This is a genomic window from Nonomuraea sp. NPDC049504, from assembly GCF_040676845.1.
Lineage (GTDB): Bacteria > Actinomycetota > Actinomycetes > Streptosporangiales > Streptosporangiaceae > Nonomuraea > Nonomuraea salmonea.
Genome location: NZ_JBFAPT010000039.1, coordinates 21971 through 38578, shown reverse-complemented (window position 1 = coordinate 38578; position 16608 = coordinate 21971). Strand labels below are relative to the sequence as shown.

The following is a 16608-nucleotide window of genomic DNA, read 5'->3' as shown; positions in this document are numbered from 1 at the left end:
AAACCTGCATGAAGATCGTCTCTCTGGACACCTTCCTCGTCACACCACGCTGGCTGTTCCTGCGGATCCGCACCGACGAGGGCATCACCGGCTGGGGCGAGCCGATCGTCGAGGGCCGGGCGGAGACCGTCCGCGCCGCCGTCGCCGAGCTGGCCGACCACCTCATCGGCCAGGACCCGCTGCGCATCGAGGACCACTGGCAGGTCCTCACCAAGGGCGGCTTCTACCGGGGCGGTCCCGTGCTGTCCAGCGCGGTCGCCGGCATCGACCAGGCGCTGTGGGACATCGCCGGCAAGTCCGCCGGGCTGCCCGTGCACCGGCTGCTGGGCGGTCCTGTCCGCGAGAAGGCCCGCATGTACGCCTGGATCGGCGGCGACCGGCCCGCCGAGGTCGCCGAGCAGGCCAAGGCGCAGATCGAGGCCGGGTTCACCGCCGTGAAGATGAACGGCTCGGGTGAGCTGACCGCCATCGACACCCCGGCCCGCACGATGGAGGTCGTGCACCGGGTGGCCGCCGTGCGCGCGGCCATCGGCGACGACCACGACCTGGTGGTGGACCTGCACGGGCGCGCCAGCACGGCGATGGCCAGGCGGCTGCTGCCGCTGCTGGAGCCGTACCTGCCGCTGTTCGTGGAGGAGGCGGTGCTGCCCGAGCACTCGCGCAATCTCGCCGCGCTGGCCGCGGGGACCTCGATCCCGCTCGCCACCGGCGAGCGGCTGTTCTCCCGGTGGGACTTCCGCGACGTCATCGGGCACGGCATCGCGGTCGCCCAGCCGGACGTGAGCCACGCCGGCGGCATCTCGGAGGTCCGCAGGATCGCCGCGATGGCGGAGACGTACGACGTCAGCATGGCCCCGCACTGCCCGCTGGGCCCGATCTCGCTGGCCTCCAGCCTGCAGCTGGCCTTCGCCGTGCCGAACTTCCTCATCCAGGAGCAGAGCGTCGGCATTCACTACAACCAGGGCAACGACGTCCTGGACTACCTCGTCGACCCGGCCCCGCTGACCTTCCCCGGCGGCTACGCGACCCGGACGGAACGGCCGGGGCTCGGCATCGAGATCGACGAGGCCGCGGTGGAGCGGGCGGCGGAGCAGGGCCACCGCTGGCGCAGCCCGCTGTGGCGGCACCCCGACGGCTCCTTCGCCGAGTGGTGATCAGCCGCACCGGCGGCCAGGCGATCGTCGGTACGCCGGCGACCGGCGCGGGCTACGCCGACGGCCGGAACGCGTCGGCGTCGCGGGACGTCCACAGGCGGGCGCTGTGGAAGAGCGCCTCCTGCCTGATCAGCTGATCGGGCACGGAGGCGAAGCGCCGCCACAGCTCGCGCGCCTGCTGCGGGTGGTGCCGCGCCAGATGCGGGTGCAGCCGGGCGGCGAGCCGCACGGCGTGGTCGGGCAGGCCGCCGCCGATGCCGAGGTCGACGGCCTCCATCAGCAGCGGCCACTCACGGTCGAGCCAGCCGCCGGGATCGCGGCGCACCAGCGCCGCGATCGCGCGGACGACCGGGTCGCCGCTCGGGGACGGCGGCGCGGGCGGGCGGTCGTCGGCGCCGTACGTGCCGGCGGGCAGGCGGGAGCGGGCCAGCTCGGCGAGTTCGGCCCATAACGTGAGCACGTGCCGCAGCGCGGCGGGGTATTCCGGGTCCTCGGCCAGCAGGTCGAGGGCATAGTTGCGGAACAGGTTGAGCATCCGGTAGCGGGGCCGGCCCTGCGGCGACGAGCCCGCGTCCTGGAGCAGCGAGCGGTCCCGCAGCGCCTCGACCAGGTGCTCGGCGCCGACCCTGCGGAGCAGGACGCAGGCCGTCCACTCGGAGAAGTCGTGCGGACCGGCCAGGGCCAGGTAGCGGAAGGCGCGCTGCAGCTCGGGGTCGAGCGTGGCGTAGCTGCCGGCGACGGTGGCGCGCAGGTGCGGGTCGCGGCCGACCTGGGTGACGAGAGTGGAGCTCGGCGTCAGCATGTCGGCCGCGTAGGACAGCGACCACGTCACGCGGGTCGCGAGGCGGTCGCCGATGATCCGCAGGGTGAGCGGGATGCCCTCGCACGCGTGGGCGATGCTTTCCGCGGCGCGCTGCTCCCCGCCGACCCGCGCGCAGCCGATGATCTTACGGAGCAGGTGCAGGGACTCGTCCATGTCGAACGGCTGCAGCTCGAACAGGTGGGCGCCGGGCAGGTGGATGTTCTGCCTGCGGCTCGTCACGACGGCCACGCATCCGGAGGCGCCGGGTAACAGGGGCAGGATCTGCTCGCTGTCCTGCGCGTCGTCGATGAGGACGAGCATGCGCTTGCCCGCCAGGATCGAGCGGAACAGGGCGGCGCCGTCGCTGAGCGTGTGGGGAATGGCCTCCTGCGCCACGCCGAGGGTCCTGAGCAGCTCGTGCACCGTCTCCTCCGGCTCGCGGGCGGTGCCGTCCTCGCGGGTGCCCGGGATGAAGAGCTGACCGTCGGGGAAGGCGTCGGCCACCCGGTGCGCGGCCAGCACGGCGAGCGAGGTCTTGCCGACGCCGGGCGGGCCGTGCACGTGCACGATGGGCACGGCGGCGCGGTCGGCCCGCTTGAGGATGCCGGCGATCTCGTCGAGCTCTTTCTCGCGGCCGGTGAAGTCCCTCATGGTGGGCGGGAGCTGGCGCGGGACGGGCACGCTCGCGGGGCCGGCCGGAGGAGCAGGGGCCGGCTCGGCGGCGGGCACGGGCGCGGCTTCGTCGAGCCGCAGGGGTTGCGGCGGGGGCATCAGCAGCGGGTCGTTGGCGAGGATGCGCTGGTGCAGGGCCTGGACCTCGCCCGACGGTTCGATGCCGAGCTCGGCGACCAGCCGCTGGCGGGCGGCGCCGTAGGTGTCGAGTGCCTCGGCCTGGCGGCCGGCGCGGTAGAGCGCCAGCATGAGCTGGGCGCCGAAGTGCTCGCGCAGCGGGTGGGCCATGACCAGCTCGACCAGCTCGTGGATCACGTCGTCGTGGCGGCCCAGGTGGAGCAGCGCGTCGATGCGGGACTCGAGGGCCTGGAGCCGGATCTCCATCAGGCGGGGCACCTCGGCCCGCAGCAGCGATTGGGCGGGGATGTCGCTGAGCGGGTCGCCGCGCCACAGCTCGAGCGCGGCCGACATCTCCTGCACGCACTCCTGCCATCGGCCCATGCGCTCGGCGTGGCGGCCGCGCTGGAAGTGCTGGTCGAACAGGCGCAGGTCGAGCTCGTGGTCGGTGAGCTCGATGTAGTAGCCGGGCTCTCTGGTGCCGATGCGGGTGCCCGCGATGGGCCCGATGGAGCGCCGCAGGCGCATGACGTAGGAGCGCAGGGTGGTGCGCGCTCCTGCGGAGGGGGTGCCGTCCCAGACGATCTCGGCCAGCTCGTCGGCGGAGATGACCTGATTCGGCCTGGTCAGCAACGCGGCCAGGGTGATGCGCTGGCGTGCCGAGGGTATCTTGATCACTTCGTGGTCCACAGACACTTCCAAGTGACCGAGCACCCCGAACCGCATGCAGACCTCCAGTGACGCTCTCCCGTGAGGACATCGCCGTGCGCACCGTCGCCGTGGACGCACGACAGCGGCTGCAAAGACATGTCAGCTGTTCTGCAAGTGCAGATACTACAAGTTTTCTTCACGTATCGGAAAGCGCCGTAGGGAAACTCCACCAATCGTCACTCTGACGTTTTCTGGTCCTTACTCCATGATGCGGGTGAGTGCAACAGCGAACTGCGCAAAAGCGCCGAAGCGGTGTCAAGAGCCCAGGACGTGGGCGGACACCGCCGATCAGGAGCCGCCCGGGAAAGAAGTAGAGAATTAAATCAATGGGCACGCGGAAAGTATGGTGAAAGTGTGGGGCGCATATGGACGAGGGCCCGCACGGCCCTGACTCGCGGAAACGCGGGCCCCTCCACCCGCGGTGCGAGCCGGCTATTGGGCCTGGCCCGACTACTGCGCCAGCCGCCGCTCGTGCGCGTCGCCGGCCTTCTGCTTGGTGAACGGATCGGTCACCTTCGACCGTTTCTCCAGCTCCAAGGCCACCTCCCGCCACATCTCCGAATTCTGCCAGGCGACCTGCATGATGAGCGACAGGCAATGCGAGGGCACCGCGGCCACCACGTCATGCATGGTGCTCGCGCCGCTGACGTTCTCCTGCAGCAGGCGCAGGAGCTGACGGCCCTTCTCGTTGTGCCGCAGCGAGGGATCGCGCAGCAGCTTCTGCAGCGCGAGGCCCGGCGGCGGCCCGGGCCAGTCGGTCTCCTGCGCGGCGGCCTGCTTGGGCCAGCGACCGCCACCGCCGGCGGCCTGCTGGGGCGGGACGGGCTCCTCACCGCGCTCCAGCCGCTTGCGGACGTCCATCGCGGTCGCGGCGGACACACCGGCCACCCTGGCGATGTGGCGTAAGGACGCCTCGGGATGCTCGGCCAGTAACGCCGCCACCCGCAGCCGCCCCTCCCTGCTGCTGAGGGGCCGGACCTTGCCGTCCTTGCCGATCCTGGCGTTCAGCTGCGGCACGGCGTCGTTCGAGCGCCGCAGTTCCGCCACCGCCTTGGTGCCCAGTCCCGTCGACTCCGCGATCGCCCGGTCGGACATGCGCGGATGCGTCATGAGGATGCGCAGCGCGGCGGCCCGCCGGTCGGCCTGCGACAGCGGCAGCCCGTGCTTCACGTTCGACTGGACGGCGAGGAGGAACGCGTCCTCCGGGCTGCCGTCGAAGAACTCGACGTCGATGGTCGCCTGCCCGCGCAGGGAGGCGGCCATGAGGCGGTGCACTCCGTCGATCACCCGCATGGTGTGCCGGTCCACGATGATGGGCGGCAGCGGCTGCTCGGTCTCCGCCAGGCGCATGATGTGCGCCTTGTCCTCGCCTTTCAGGCGTGGCGACTCCCCCAGCTGCAACGTCAGGATGGGCACGGAGACGACCCGTGGTCGTTCCGTCTGCACATCGATCGATCTGATCCTCCGCCGCGCTTGCGATGCGGCGCTTACACGAACCACCCATGCCTCCCGGTTTGCAGCATGGCATCGGGACGCCCCACCCCGTACACAACCGCGATGACGGACGGCTCGGCCGGCCACGTGGCCTGACCTCGCCTTCCCGCCGGTTCTGGAGGCCCCTCTGCTGGTCAGTCCTCATGGTCATACACGGCCGTGGCGCGAGCGTGGCACCGGCGTGGCGTTGATCAATCATCGCTCCAGACGGGCTCCCGCTTCTCGGCGAACGCCTCAGGGCCCTCGACGAGGTCCCTGCCGCGCAGCCGTCGTTCCTCCCACACGTAGCGCGTGGCGAACGCCCGCTCCAGCGGCATGTCGAGCGAGGCGAGCACCGCCTCCTTGATCGCCCTGACCGACAGCGGGGCGCTGCGCGCCAGGTCGCGCGCCCACCCGGCGACGCACTCGTCCAGCCGCTCCCTCGCGACGACCTCGTTGACCAGCCCGAACCGCTCGGCCGTGGCCGCGCTCATGCGGCGGCCGGTCAGCAGGTGCCCCATGGCCTGCTTCAGCGGCAGCTGCCTGGCCAGGCGGAACGCCCCGCCCGCGCCGGGTACGAGCCCCAGTCCGGCCTCGGGCAGGCCGAACTCCGCCCGATCCGACGCGACGATGACGTCGCAGGCGAGCGCCAGCTCGAAGCCGCCGCCGAGCGCGTACCCGTCGACGCGCGCGAGCACCGGTTTGGCGAAGGCGAAGCGCTCGGTGAGCCGGGGCCAGCCGGGCTGGTCGCGGCTGCCGAAGGTGGTGGGCGGCGCTCCCCCGGCGTTCAGCCTGGCGCGTTCCTTCAGGTCCTGCCCGACGGAGAAGGCGCGCTCGCCCGCTCCCGTGAGCACCGCCACGCGGACGGACGGATCCGCCTCGACGTCGTCCCAGATCGCCGCCAGCTCCTCGTGCATGCGCAGGTCCATCGCGTTGAGCACGTGGGGCCGGTCGAGCGTGACGTAGGCGACGTGGTCCTTCTTGGCGTAGCGGACGCGGGGACGGTCATCCTCTGCGGCGCTCATGACCGTCCCGTCCGCTTCGGGGGTGGATCATCCGAGGTAGACGTTGTTCGGGTTGAACCTGGTCCCGGCCACCGGCACGCAGCGGTGGCCGCTGATGTCGAGGTTCGACCCGTCGTAGGTGTCGCCGGTCGCGCGCTGCGGGTATACCCAGGTGTCGCCGAGGGTGTAGCGGGCATTGAGCGCGAGCCTGGTCGTGGCGTCCGGCAGGGAGCCGCGCGAGCGGTGCATGCAGCGCTCGCTGAAGATGACGTACTCGCCGGCCTTCATCGGCATCGTCTGGGTGTCGCCCGGCTTCACCTCGAACGGCTCGGTGACGACCGCGAGCAGGTCGTCGCAGAAGGCGTCGAGCCGGTCGAACAGCTCGTCGAGGGTGTACTTGTCCGGGTCGACGTCCCTGAAGACGTTGCGGGTGTCGATGTCGAGCAGCACGCTGTTGTTGGCCGCGCGGGTCAGCAGCTCCTCCTTGGTGCTGATGCGGTTGCGCGGGTTCACGTACGCGCCCGACTCCACCAGCTTGACCATCCGCTTCGGGTACGAGCTGCGCTGCGAGCCCTTGACGAACTCCATGACCCCGTCGTCCTCTGAGACGTCGGTCAGGGCCATCCATACCGTCCAGTCCCATTCGCCGGCCGGGTTCATCGGGAACAGCGCGGGGCGGTGGCCGCCGATCTCCTCGCCGTCGAAGTAGCCGTACTCCTGGTGCCAGTCGATGGGGCCGTCACCGGGGAACTTCTCGAAGAGCTTGGAGCGCCACAGGATGAGCGAGTCGGCGCCGGTGACCTCCTGCACGGTCTGCACCAGCTCGGGGGCACTCATGACGGCGCGTACCTTCTCGTCGACGAGGTGCCAGTCGCGGACGGAGTAGCGCCCGTAGAGCGGGTGCTGCGGGGCGTCGTCGAGCAGGGTGGCGAAGAAGTCCCGCAGCTGCGTGATCGTCTCTTCCGAGGCGAAGCGGGGGAAGGGACCCGCGAAGCCGTTCTTGGCCAGGGACTCTTTGGGAGTCAGTTCGATCATGTCTGGGGCCTCTCACTGGTGGGCGAGCTTGCGGTGGTGAAACGGCTGACCTTGGTGACCACGTCGATGCTGTAGAGGCGGAGCGCCTGGTGCAGGGCGAAGTCGGCCATGTAGCGGCGGAACGCCTCGAGCGGCTCCTCGGTGAGGTTGAGCATCCTGCGGTTGGCGACCACGGCGGCGCCGCGCAGCCGCTGGAGCGCGCCCTCGATGGCCAGGTCGAGCGTGTCGGGGTCGTGCACCTCGTCGATCAGGCCGATGGCCCGCGCCTCGTCGGCCGGGAGGCGCCGCCCGGCCAGGATGATCTGGCGGGCCGGCCGTGGGCCGGTGTGCCGGGTGAGCCGGAGCGCGGAGGCGCCGGGGATGATGCCTTCCTGCGCGGCGGGCAGGCTGAGGTAGGCGTCCGACGCGGCGACCACGTGGTCGAAGACCAGCAGGAGCTGCGTGCCGCCGCCGATGGCGAAGGTGTCCACGGCGGCCACCCACGGTTTCTGGATCGGCTGGGCCCGCCAGGCCGGGCCCTCGTCGGTCACCAGCCCGCGCAGCAGCTTGTGGATGTAGCCGAGCTCGCGCCGCAGCAGGAAGTCGACCAGCGAGATCGTGCCGTTGTGCAGGGCCTTGAGGTTGATGCCGGCGCTGAAGACGCGCCTGCCCCGGTAGCGGTGGTGGGTCATCTCGCCGCCGCGCAGCAGGCCGGCCTCGACGCCGGGATCGAGCAGCGCCAGGTCCACCGCCGTCTCCATGTCCTCGACCTGCCGGTTGTCCTCGGCGTTCAGGCAGTCGTCGCGGCACATGGTGAGCCGGGCCACGCCGTCCCTGCGCTCCATGCGTACGGAGCCGAGGTCCGCGGTGCCGGTCCTGGTGAACTCCGCCAGCAGGCCGAGCGCGCGGGGCGTGGGCCGCAGCATGGTGCCGAGCAGGTGGTCGCCGGCGCGCGGCGCGTGCAGCACCCGGTTGAAGAAGATGCCGATGTCGATCTCGTGGCCTTCTTTGTCCTGCTGCTGCCTGGCCTGCTCGCGGGCCAGCCGGTCAGGGCCGGGCACCAGCCCGGGGAAGGCGGCCGCGGCGGCCGCGGCCAGCTCGGGCAGCCGCAGGCGGCGGGTACGGCCGGCGGTCAGCTCGTCGTAGACCTCCTCGGCGTGCGCGTCGAGGAAGGCGCAGCGGGCGTCGCGGGCGGCGTCGATGGCCGCCGTCGCGGCGGCGCGCTGCCCGGGCGAGCGGTCGGCGGGCTCGGGCAGCCCCGACAGGACGCGTTCCTCCTGCTCGGCGGCCCGTGCCAGGGCGGCGCGGTCCTCCTCCAGAGCCGCTGTCATGAGGTGCTCCCTTCCGCGGTCGTGCGCCGCAGGGCTCGCTCGCAGGCCGACAGGTGCACGCCGAGCGCCTCCTCGAAGCCGACGGTGGGGGCCTCGAGGAGCAGCTGACGTCTGATGGCCAGCTCGGGGCCGGCGATGCCGGCGCCGTACCGGCCCGCCACGGCCACCGCCTCCTCCTCGTCGGCGGCGACCGCGTCGATGAGATGCGCGGCCAGCGCGTCCTCCAGGCCGATCGGGGTGCCGAAGAGCGCCGCCCGGCGGACGGCCGCCGCGCCGCCGCCGTGCTGGGCGAGCCGGTAGAGCGCCATGCCGGGCCAGGTCGCCCCGGCGCTCACGGGCAGGACGAGGCGCGGCCTGCCGATCGCGACGCGGTGGTCGGCGGCCAGGAAGGCGTCGAGGGCGAGGCCGCCGCAGTCGCCGCGGGCGATCGCGAGGGTGGGCAGGGGCAGGCGTTCCAGCGCGCGCAGCGCCCGCTCCCACTTGCTGACCGACGCGACGGTGACGCCGCTCAGCCAGCCGTCGCCGGGGGCGCCGGTCACGTGCACGACGAGCATCCCGTGCTGCACGGCCGCGTCGCAGGCGGCGTTGACCTCGGCGACCACGTCGGGCGTCAGCGGCCTGGCGCCGTCGATCCGCAGCGTCGCGGGCCCGGGGCTCACCATTGGATCAGCGCCGTCTCGATGGTGGAGCCCGGCCCCATGGTCATCATCACGCCGTAGTCACCCGCTCTGACGACGCCCTCGCGCAGCAGCCGCTCGTAGGAGAACAGGAACGACCCGCTGGACAGGTTGCCGTAGTCGCGCAGGACCGAGCGGGTGTGCCGGACGTCGTGGCGGGTGAGGCCGAGGTTGACGCGGACCGCGTCGATCACCTTCTTGCCGCCCGAGTGCACCAGCCAGTGGCTGACGTCCTCGCGCCGCAGGCCGGCGGGGGTGAGCAGGCGGTCGACGACCTGCTCGGCGTGCGCGCCCACCACGTACGGCACGTCGGGGTCGATGTAGAAGCTGAACCTGCCCTGGTCGTCGTCCCAGTCGTAGCGCATCGCGGCGATGGCGTCGGTGATGAGGAGGCTGGCGGTCGACAGCACCCGCGGCCCCGCCGCGGATCCGCCCTCATCTCCCTGCCCGTTCTCGCGCCCGCCTTCTGGTGGGTCGGCGACGAGCGCCACGGCGGCGGCGCCGTCGCCGAAGAGGCTGTTCACCACGGCGGTGCGCATGGTCGCGTCCATGACGTACGCCGCCGAGCATGCCTCCGTGCACACCATCACGGCGAGCCTGCCGGGGTGGGCCACGGCCCAGGAGGTGACCGCGCCGAGCCCGTTGAGGCCGGCGTTGCACCCCATGCCGACGATGTCCGCCCGGCCGCAGGAGGGGTCGAGGCCCAGCGCGTCGATGAGGTACGCGCTCAGCCCGGGGCTGAGGAAGCCGGTCGTGGTGACGCAGCACAGGTAGGCGACGTCCTCCAGCCGGAACCCGGCGTCGTCGAGGCACGCCCGCACGGCCCTGCCGCCCATGTCGAGCGCGTTGCGCTTGTGCTTGGCGAGCAGCTCGCCCTGCGCCTCGGGCCGCCGCTCGCCGTCGGCCCCGGCCGGGGGCAGGACGAGGTGGCGGCGCTCGATCGCGCTGTTGAGGAAGAGCGAGCGCACCTTCGGCGAGGTGACGTGGAGCAGGTCGAGCAGCTCCCGCTGCGTGTACGACGTCGCGGGCACCGCGGTGCCGACGCCGGCGATCCTGGCGGGGGCCGCCGCCTGCCACGTTCGCGGCGGGGCGAGGACGGCCTCGGACAGCGTCATGGTCATCGGTAGGTCCACCCCCACATGCGGGTCTTGCTTCTGATCCGTCGCACGACGGTCAACATGCCGCTCTCCCTTCCTTCGCCTCGGCCCTGATGAAGCGCGCCAGCCTGGCGGCGCCTTCGGTGATCTCGGTGTCGCTGAGGTAGCTGATGGACAACCGGAGTGCCCGGTCGCCACCGCCCAGCGGGTAGAAGTAGGACATCGGCGTCCAGATGACGCCGAAGTGTTCGGCGGAGCGGGCCAGCGCCGCGTTGCCGGCGTGGAACGGCACCCGCATCGCGAGGAAGAAGCCGCCGCTCGGCCGGTTCCAGCGCACGCCGAGCGCGGCGCGTTCCGCCTCGGTGAAACAGCCGTCGAGGGCGCGCAGCGTGCCGCGCATGGCCTGTTCGTAGTACGCGGCGGCGGCGGCGTTCAGCTCGCGGGTACGCCCGCCGGCCGCCAGGAGCATGCCGCCCACCACCGCCTGACTGAGCGGCGAGGTGTTCACGGTCACCATGCTCTTGATCTTGGTGAGCTCGTCCGCCAGCAGCCCCGCGCCGCCCCGGCCGTCCGCGACGGGCTGGTCGGCCACGACGAACCCGACGCGGGCCCCGGGGAACAGCGTCTTGGAGAAGGAGCCGAGGTGGACGACGCGGCCGGTGCGGTCGAGCGCCTTGAGCGTGGGCAACTGCCGGCCGGGGCTGACCAGCCGGTACGGGCTGTCCTCCAGGACGAGGAATCCCTCCCTGTCCGCGAGGTCGAGCAGCGCGTGCCGCTGCTCCAGCGACATCGTGGTGCCCGACGGGTTCGCGTGGTCGGGGATCACGTAGAAGGCCCGGGGGCGGCGGCCACGGGCCCGCTCCCTGGCCAGCGCGGCTTCGAGCGCGGCGCACGCGAAGCCGTCCTCCTCCTCGTCGACCGCGCCCACCTCGGCGTCGAGCAGGCGGGCGGCGCCGGTGATGCCCACGTAGCAGGGGCTGGACACCAGCAGCACGTCCTGCGGGCCCGCGATGAGGGCGCGCAGGGTCAGCAGCATCGCCTCCTGGGCGCCCACGGTGATCACGATCGACTCGGGCGGCACGTCGATGCCCTCGTCCTTGGCCAGCGAGTCCGCCACGAGGTCGCGGATGCGTCCGCTGGTGGGCCCGTACTGGAAGATCGCGTCGCGGATCCCGGCGTCGGTGTGCCCGTTGCCGGCGAGGTGCTCCAGGTAGCGGCGCAGGTGGGTGAAGACCTGCTCGGTGTCGAAGAACCCGTCGTAGGGGCGTCCCGGTGCGAACGAGATCGCCTCGGGGTAGCGGTGGGTGATCTCGTTGAGGAAGTTCATGGTGTCCAGCACCGGGTCCGAGACGCTGGCGTGCAGGTCCGCCCTGCCGAGGGCGCGGCTCGGAGCCCGGGCCTGGCCCGCTACCAGCGCCATTCCCGCTGGCGGAACAGGTGCTCGGCGTGGATGCCGCGGTCGGAGCACCACGTGAGGAACTCGTTGATCTGCTTGATCTGGTAGGTGTCGTCGTTGTACGTGGTCGCCATGACGTGGCCCAGCCAGTCCTCCTCGCCCATGGCGTACACGTAGGCCTCGCTGGCGCCCAGCTCCGTCATGATGGCGGCGGCCTGCTCGGCGTTGGAGCCCGACAGCTTGCGCGAGTCGCTCATCTTCTTGGTCACCGGCTTGGTCAGCAGCGCCTGGTAGAGCCAGGTGAGTGAGGCGCCGTCGCACTCCATGCCGAGGAAGGCCAGGTCGACCTGCCCGAGGTGCTCGCGGATGTAGCGGTAGAGCACCGGGTCGATGCCGGAGGAGTCGGCGCCGACGAACATCGCCTTGCCGGCCATCTCCACCCAGTAGGTGGACTTGCCGCGGATGTCCAGGTCGCAGTGCTCGCCGAGGAACGGCGTGGCGACGACCTTGCCGCCGGGGATCTCCACCTCGTCGAAGTCGTCCACCTCGACGACGGGGAAGCCCAGGTTCTTCAGGTACAGCGCGATGGACGGGTCCTCGAGGTTGCCCCGCGAGGAGCGCGGCGCGACCACCGCTCCGATGCGGCCGCGCAGCTGCAGCAGCGTCTCCAGCACGATGTGGTCCTGGTGCCCGTGGGTGATGAGGACCAGGTCGATGAAGTCGGGCAGGTCGTCCAGCGTGTACCGGTCACCGGCCGTGCTGTCGGCGCTGATGAACGGGTCGGTCACCACCGCCGCCTGGGGCGACTGCATGACCAGGCAGGCGTGGCCGAAGTAGCGGACCCGGCCGCCGGCCTCGATGTGCCGGTCGGGCGCGCCGCTGGGCTGCTCGCTGAGCAGGCCGGCCAGCAGCGCGGCCTGGGCGTCGTCGCCGATCTCCAGCGCCTCGCGCAGCGCGTTCAGCGACGTGGGGCGTACGCGGGCCATGAACAGCTCTTTCAGGCCGTCGTGGCGGAACGGCAGCGGCAGCTCCAGCACGTCGGGCGAGGGCAGCCGGGGCGTGCTCAGGATGAAGGGCCGCTCGTAGCCCGGCTCCAGCGACAGCTGCACCGACTGCCGCGACTCCATGTAGACCGGGCTCTTGTAGACCAGCGGCTCGATGAAGCGCACGGCGGCCTGGTTGTCGGTGTCGTAGGCCAGCTCCACCAGGCCGTTGAGCTCCGGCGGGAGCTTGGGGTAGAGCGGGGTGAGGTCGAAGCCGGTGGCGTTGACCCGCAGCAGCTCCTGGCCCTCGGCGATCGCGTTCGCGAAGCGGATCATGGCGGCGCGGTCGCGCTTGATGGAGTCGAGCAGGTCCCGCACCTCGTCGCTGCGCTCCTCGGCGATGTTCACGAAGAACCCGCCGCGCAGCTCCGGGTTGTTGCTCGCCGCGATGTGCACTTGCGGCGACTGCAGGTACGACTCCAGCATGGGCACCTGGAGGTATGCCAGGTTCATGGACGCCTGCACCGGCGCCACCGTGTGCATCCATCCGAAAAAACGGTCGACCAGCGGTTCGACAATGGCCTTCGACCGCAGGAACATCGGCGCGTCGGACATCTGGGCTCTCCTTTCCGCGGGATAATTCAGCAAATCCCGGAGGGGTGGCAGGGGCGCCGATAAAGGCACGCACCGCGAAGCGCGCCGCGTCCGGGTCCACGGCATGACGCGGCACCGGGACAGTGAAACAAGAATGGTGTCGCGGACGCCAGCAATAGCGCCGCGGAAAAGTGTTCAACCGTCATCGCACCGCAGTTGAACACCGAGCCGGGCGCCCGTTCTCCGGCGCGATGAATGCCTGCCCTCGTGTACTGTGCGACCCGCGTCACCGGTGCGCAGAATAATTGCCCGCCGCGTCGTGATACGACTTCCCTTGTGGTCACCGGCGGGGGCAAGGTGAGCGCATGGCGTCTGCGACCGATCGATTGTCGGCTGTTTCCCCGGATGTGGCTCAGGAGATCGAGGAACTCACTCTCCGGCTCGCCAAAAGATACGACGGCCCGGAGGACGAGGAACTGCTCCGTGAATTGCCCGTCGTCGCCTCCGAGCTGCCCGCGGCGCAGCGCAGGTTCCTGCGCGGTTTCGCGCTCGACGACGCCCTCGGCTACTGCGTCGTCGGCGGCCACACCGTCGACCAGACCAGGATCGGGCCCACGCCACGCCACTGGCGCGGCCGGCCGCGGCCCGGCCCGGAGCTCGCCGAGGAGATCCTGCTCCTGCTGTACGCGTCCCTGCTGGGCGAGCCGTTCGCGTGGAAGACCCAGCAGGACGGCCGGCTGGTCCACGACGTCTTCCCGATCAAGGGGTACGAGACCGAGCAGCTCGGCGTCGGCAGCACCGACCTGCTCACCCTGCACACCGAGGACGCCTTCCACCCGTGGCGGGCCGACTTCCTGCTGCTGGGCTGCCTGCGCAACCCGCGCAGGGTGGCCACCACCGTCGCCGAGCTCGACGCCCGCCTGCTGGACCCGGCGCACGTGCGCACGCTGTTCCAGCCGCGCTTCCTGATCAGGCCGGACGACTCCCATCTCGCCGAGCACAACGCGCCGTCGGACGCCTACCGTGAGCAGTTCGCGGAGATCGCGGAAATGAAGCGGGACGACAACAGGGTGGCGGTCCTGTGGGGCGACCCGGCCGCCCCCTACCTGCGCATCGACCCGTACTTCATGGAGGTCCCGGACGGCGACGACGAGGCCGCCGCCGCGCTCGCCGCCGTCGGCGGCCTGCTGGAGCGCAGGACCGAGGACGTCGTGCTGCGCCCCGGCGACGTCCTGTTCATCAACAACCACCGGCTCGCGCACGGCAGGCGGCCGTTCACCGCCTCCTACGACGGCACGGACCGCTGGCTCAAGCGCGTGAGCGTGACGACCGACTTCCGCAAGTCACGCGAACGGCGTGGCACCGCGACGGCCCGATTCATCTAGTCGTGAGGAGAGGCGCCCGATGAGATACGAGTCCGCTGCGCTGGAAGAGTGGATGCGGCTCTACTACTTCTCGGCCGAGATCGACATCGGCAGTAGCGGGGTCGAGGACTACTCGCTCGCCGACCTGCGCAGGCTGCTCGGCATCGAGCCCGAAGAGCTCGACGCGATCACGCTGCGTGACAGCACCTCGCTGGGCGGCGCGGAGGTGCGCGCCGCCGTCGCCGACCGCTGGGGCGCCGGGGATCCGGAGCGCGTGATGGTCACCCACGGCGCCAGCGAGGCCATCTACCTCGTGCTGAGCACGCTGCTCGACCCCGGGGACGAGATCGTCGCGCTGGAGCCGTCCTACCACTCGCTCACCTCCGTGGCGCAGACCCTGGGCTGCGCGGTGCGCGGCTGGCCGCTGCGCGCGGAGGACGGGTACGTGCCGGACATGGGGCTGCTCAGGCAGCTGATCAACGACCGCACCAAGGCCGTCGTCGTGAACTTCCCGCACAACCCGACCGGCGCCACGCTGACCCCTGCGCAGCGCGACGAGCTGGTCGCCGTCACTGCGGACGCGGGCGTGCACCTGGTGTGGGATCAGGCGTTCCGCGAGCTGACCCACGACGGCGAGCCGCTGCGCGACCCCGGGCACGACCATCCGCGGGCGATCTCGATCGGCACCCTGTCCAAGGGGTACGGGCTGCCCGGCCTGCGGGTGGGCTGGTGCCTCGCCGACCCTGACCTGCTGGGCCGCACCCTGCACCTGCGGGACCGGATGACGCTGCACCTGTCGCCGCTGGTGGAGTTCCTGGCCACCCGGGTGGCGCGGGGCGCTGACCTGCTGTTGGCCGGCCGGCTGGCGCAGGCGCGGCGCAACCTGGAGGTGCTGCGGCAGTGGATGCGCGACAACGCCGACGTGGCCGACATGGTCGAGCCGCGCGGCGGCGTGTGTGCCTTCCCCCGGCTGCGCGGCCACGACGACACCACCGAGCTGTGCCACCGCCTGGCGCGCGAGCACCAGGTGCTGCTGGTGCCGGGGGCCTGCTTCGGCGATACGGCCAGGGTCAGGCTCGGCTTCGGCGGTCCGGCCGAGCCGTTCGCACGCGGGCTCGACCTGCTGGGCAAGGTGCTGCATGTTTAGGATCCGGCTGAGCGCCGCCGACCTGGAGGCGATCGGCGGGCTCGTCGGCGAGCTGCGCCGCTCGTACGCCTCGGTCGAGGACCCGCGCTTCCTCGCCACCGCCACGACCCACGCCCAGGAGCTGCCGCGCGGCCTGCGGCACGGGCTGAACGAGTTCCGGCTGCGCGAGCCGGACGCGGTGTGCGTGATCGGCGGCTATCCGATCGACGACGAGCGCATCGGCCCGACCCCGGCCCACTGGAAGGACTGCGTCGGCCGCACCACCACCCCGGAGGAGGACTTCTACTTCTTCCTGTGCGCGTCCCTGCTCGGCGACCCGATCGGCTGGGCCACCCAGCAGGAGGGCCGGCTGATGCACGACGTGTTCCCGATCAAGGAGCACGTGCGCGAGCAGCTGGGCTCGGGCAGCGAAGAGCTGCTCACGTGGCACACCGAGGACGCCTTCCATCCGCTGCGGACGGACTACGTGGGCCTGATGTGCCTGCGCAACCCGGACGGGGTCGAGACGACGTACGCGTCGGTGGACGACGTCGAGCTGCCCCCTGAGGTGGCCGAGGTCATGCGGCGGGAGCGCTTCCCCATCAGGCCCGACCTCTCGCACCGCCCCGGCGTGAGCGGGCGGCCGGACGCGGACGACGAGGAGACGCGGCGGCTGCTGGAGCGCAGCTACGACTGGATCGCCGGCCTGGAGGCGGATCCGGCGCCCATCGCCGTGCTGTTCGGGCATCCGGACCAGCCGTACCTGCGGCTCGACCCGTACTTCATGGACCCGCCCGGCGACGCGGAGGAGGCGGCGGCGCTGGAGGCGACGGTCGCCGCGATCGACGCGGCCATCGGCGGGTACGCGCTGCGGCCCGGCGAGATCATCTTCCTGGACAACTACCGCGCCGTGCACGGCCGCAAGCCGTTCACCGCCAGGTTCGACGGCACCGACCGCTGGCTCAGGCGGCTGAACATCTCCCGCGACCTGCGCAAGTCCAGGGGCAGCAGGCTCAGCGCCGACTCACGCGTCATCTACTGACCGATCTCTCCCAAGGAGCCGGCCGGGGCACGCCGCCCCGGCCGGCTCCTT

Annotated in this window: 13 protein-coding genes; 4 read left to right on the top strand and 9 right to left on the bottom strand. The window is 71.6% G+C overall.

The annotated features are described in order from the left end of the window. Positions 1-8 precede the first annotated feature (8 nt). A complete protein-coding gene (gene dgoD, locus AB0K28_RS45715; RefSeq protein ID WP_364383240.1) occupies positions 9-1154 on the top strand; it encodes a galactonate dehydratase in 1146 nt (381 codons plus the stop codon). Between the two features lie 52 nt (positions 1155-1206). Here the strand turns inward: dgoD and AB0K28_RS45710 are convergent, their stop codons facing one another. The 9 genes from AB0K28_RS45710 to AB0K28_RS45670 all read right to left on the bottom strand — a co-directional run bounded on the left by AB0K28_RS45710 (position 1207) and on the right by AB0K28_RS45670 (position 13046). Further along, the gene (locus AB0K28_RS45710) at positions 1207-3423 is read right to left on the bottom strand and encodes a BTAD domain-containing putative transcriptional regulator (RefSeq protein WP_364383238.1); all 2217 of its coding nucleotides are present in this window, start codon (positions 3421-3423) and stop codon (positions 1207-1209) included. A 483-nt stretch (positions 3424-3906) separates the two neighbouring features. After that, a complete protein-coding gene (locus AB0K28_RS45705) occupies positions 3907-4902 on the bottom strand; it encodes a ParB N-terminal domain-containing protein (protein ID WP_364383236.1) in 996 nt (331 codons plus the stop codon). 239 nt (positions 4903-5141) lie between these two features. Then, positions 5142-5954, bottom strand: a complete 813-nt coding sequence (gene dpgD / locus AB0K28_RS45700; protein ID WP_364383234.1) for an enoyl-CoA-hydratase DpgD — start codon at positions 5952-5954, stop codon at positions 5142-5144. 27 nt (positions 5955-5981) lie between these two features. After that, entirely contained in the window at positions 5982-6968 is a 987-nt protein-coding gene (locus tag AB0K28_RS45695; protein ID WP_345409177.1) for a phytanoyl-CoA dioxygenase family protein, read from the bottom strand. Further along, positions 6965-8278: a (3,5-dihydroxyphenyl)acetyl-CoA 1,2-dioxygenase DpgC gene (dpgC, locus tag AB0K28_RS45690; protein WP_364383231.1), complete on the bottom strand. Its 1314-nt coding sequence runs from the start codon at positions 8276-8278 to the stop codon at positions 6965-6967. Before dpgC ends, AB0K28_RS45695 begins: the two co-directional genes overlap by 4 nt. Further along, positions 8275-8940 (bottom strand): enoyl-CoA-hydratase DpgB, encoded by a 666-nt coding sequence (gene dpgB / locus AB0K28_RS45685; RefSeq protein WP_364383229.1) that lies wholly within the window; start codon positions 8938-8940, stop codon positions 8275-8277. The genes dpgC and dpgB overlap by 4 nt, the downstream gene beginning before the upstream one ends. Then, on the bottom strand, positions 8934-10076 hold the full coding sequence (gene dpgA, locus AB0K28_RS45680; RefSeq protein WP_345409180.1) for a 3,5-dihydroxyphenylacetyl-CoA synthase DpgA: 1143 nt from the start codon (positions 10074-10076) through the stop codon (positions 8934-8936). Before dpgA ends, dpgB begins: the two co-directional genes overlap by 7 nt. Before the next feature lie 52 nt (positions 10077-10128). Then, positions 10129-11472, bottom strand: a complete 1344-nt coding sequence (locus tag AB0K28_RS45675; RefSeq protein ID WP_345409181.1) for a PLP-dependent aminotransferase family protein — start codon at positions 11470-11472, stop codon at positions 10129-10131. Beyond that, a complete protein-coding gene (locus AB0K28_RS45670; protein ID WP_364383226.1) occupies positions 11460-13046 on the bottom strand; it encodes an MBL fold metallo-hydrolase in 1587 nt (528 codons plus the stop codon). Before AB0K28_RS45670 ends, AB0K28_RS45675 begins: the two co-directional genes overlap by 13 nt. 344 nt (positions 13047-13390) lie before the next feature. Between AB0K28_RS45670 and vioC the strand changes: the two genes are divergently transcribed. Genes vioC through gntD form a run of 3 tightly spaced genes read left to right on the top strand, consistent with a single transcriptional unit; the run spans position 13391 to position 16557 of the window. Beyond that, positions 13391-14410, top strand: a complete 1020-nt coding sequence (vioC, locus tag AB0K28_RS45665) for an arginine beta-hydroxylase, Fe(II)/alpha-ketoglutarate-dependent (RefSeq protein WP_345409183.1) — start codon at positions 13391-13393, stop codon at positions 14408-14410. A gap of 19 nt (positions 14411-14429) precedes the next feature. Continuing rightward, the gene (gene vioD / locus AB0K28_RS45660; protein WP_364383224.1) at positions 14430-15536 is read left to right on the top strand and encodes a capreomycidine synthase; all 1107 of its coding nucleotides are present in this window, start codon (positions 14430-14432) and stop codon (positions 15534-15536) included. Next, positions 15529-16557 (top strand): guanitoxin biosynthesis L-enduracididine beta-hydroxylase GntD, encoded by a 1029-nt coding sequence (gene gntD, locus AB0K28_RS45655; protein ID WP_345409185.1) that lies wholly within the window; start codon positions 15529-15531, stop codon positions 16555-16557. The genes vioD and gntD overlap by 8 nt, the downstream gene beginning before the upstream one ends. Positions 16558-16608 lie beyond the last annotated feature (51 nt).

What these genes read in the sequence shown, in the direction of transcription:
- dpgB (WP_364383229.1), bottom strand. Translation starts at nt 8,940, where the DNA reads ATGGTGAGCCCCGGGCCCGCGACGCTGCGGATCGACGGCGCCAGGCCG.
- AB0K28_RS45675 (WP_345409181.1), bottom strand. Translation starts at nt 11,472, where the DNA reads ATGGCGCTGGTAGCGGGCCAGGCCCGGGCTCCGAGCCGCGCCCTCGGC.
- AB0K28_RS45695 (WP_345409177.1), bottom strand. Translation starts at nt 6,968, where the DNA reads ATGATCGAACTGACTCCCAAAGAGTCCCTGGCCAAGAACGGCTTCGCG.
- AB0K28_RS45670 (WP_364383226.1), bottom strand. Translation starts at nt 13,046, where the DNA reads ATGTCCGACGCGCCGATGTTCCTGCGGTCGAAGGCCATTGTCGAACCG.
- gntD (WP_345409185.1), top strand. Translation starts at nt 15,529, where the DNA reads ATGTTTAGGATCCGGCTGAGCGCCGCCGACCTGGAGGCGATCGGCGGG.
- vioD (WP_364383224.1), top strand. Translation starts at nt 14,430, where the DNA reads ATGAGATACGAGTCCGCTGCGCTGGAAGAGTGGATGCGGCTCTACTAC.
- vioC (WP_345409183.1), top strand. Translation starts at nt 13,391, where the DNA reads ATGGCGTCTGCGACCGATCGATTGTCGGCTGTTTCCCCGGATGTGGCT.
- dpgD (WP_364383234.1), bottom strand. Translation starts at nt 5,954, where the DNA reads ATGAGCGCCGCAGAGGATGACCGTCCCCGCGTCCGCTACGCCAAGAAG.
- dpgC (WP_364383231.1), bottom strand. Translation starts at nt 8,278, where the DNA reads ATGACAGCGGCTCTGGAGGAGGACCGCGCCGCCCTGGCACGGGCCGCC.
- dgoD (WP_364383240.1), top strand. Translation starts at nt 9, where the DNA reads ATGAAGATCGTCTCTCTGGACACCTTCCTCGTCACACCACGCTGGCTG.
- dpgA (WP_345409180.1), bottom strand. Translation starts at nt 10,076, where the DNA reads ATGACCATGACGCTGTCCGAGGCCGTCCTCGCCCCGCCGCGAACGTGG.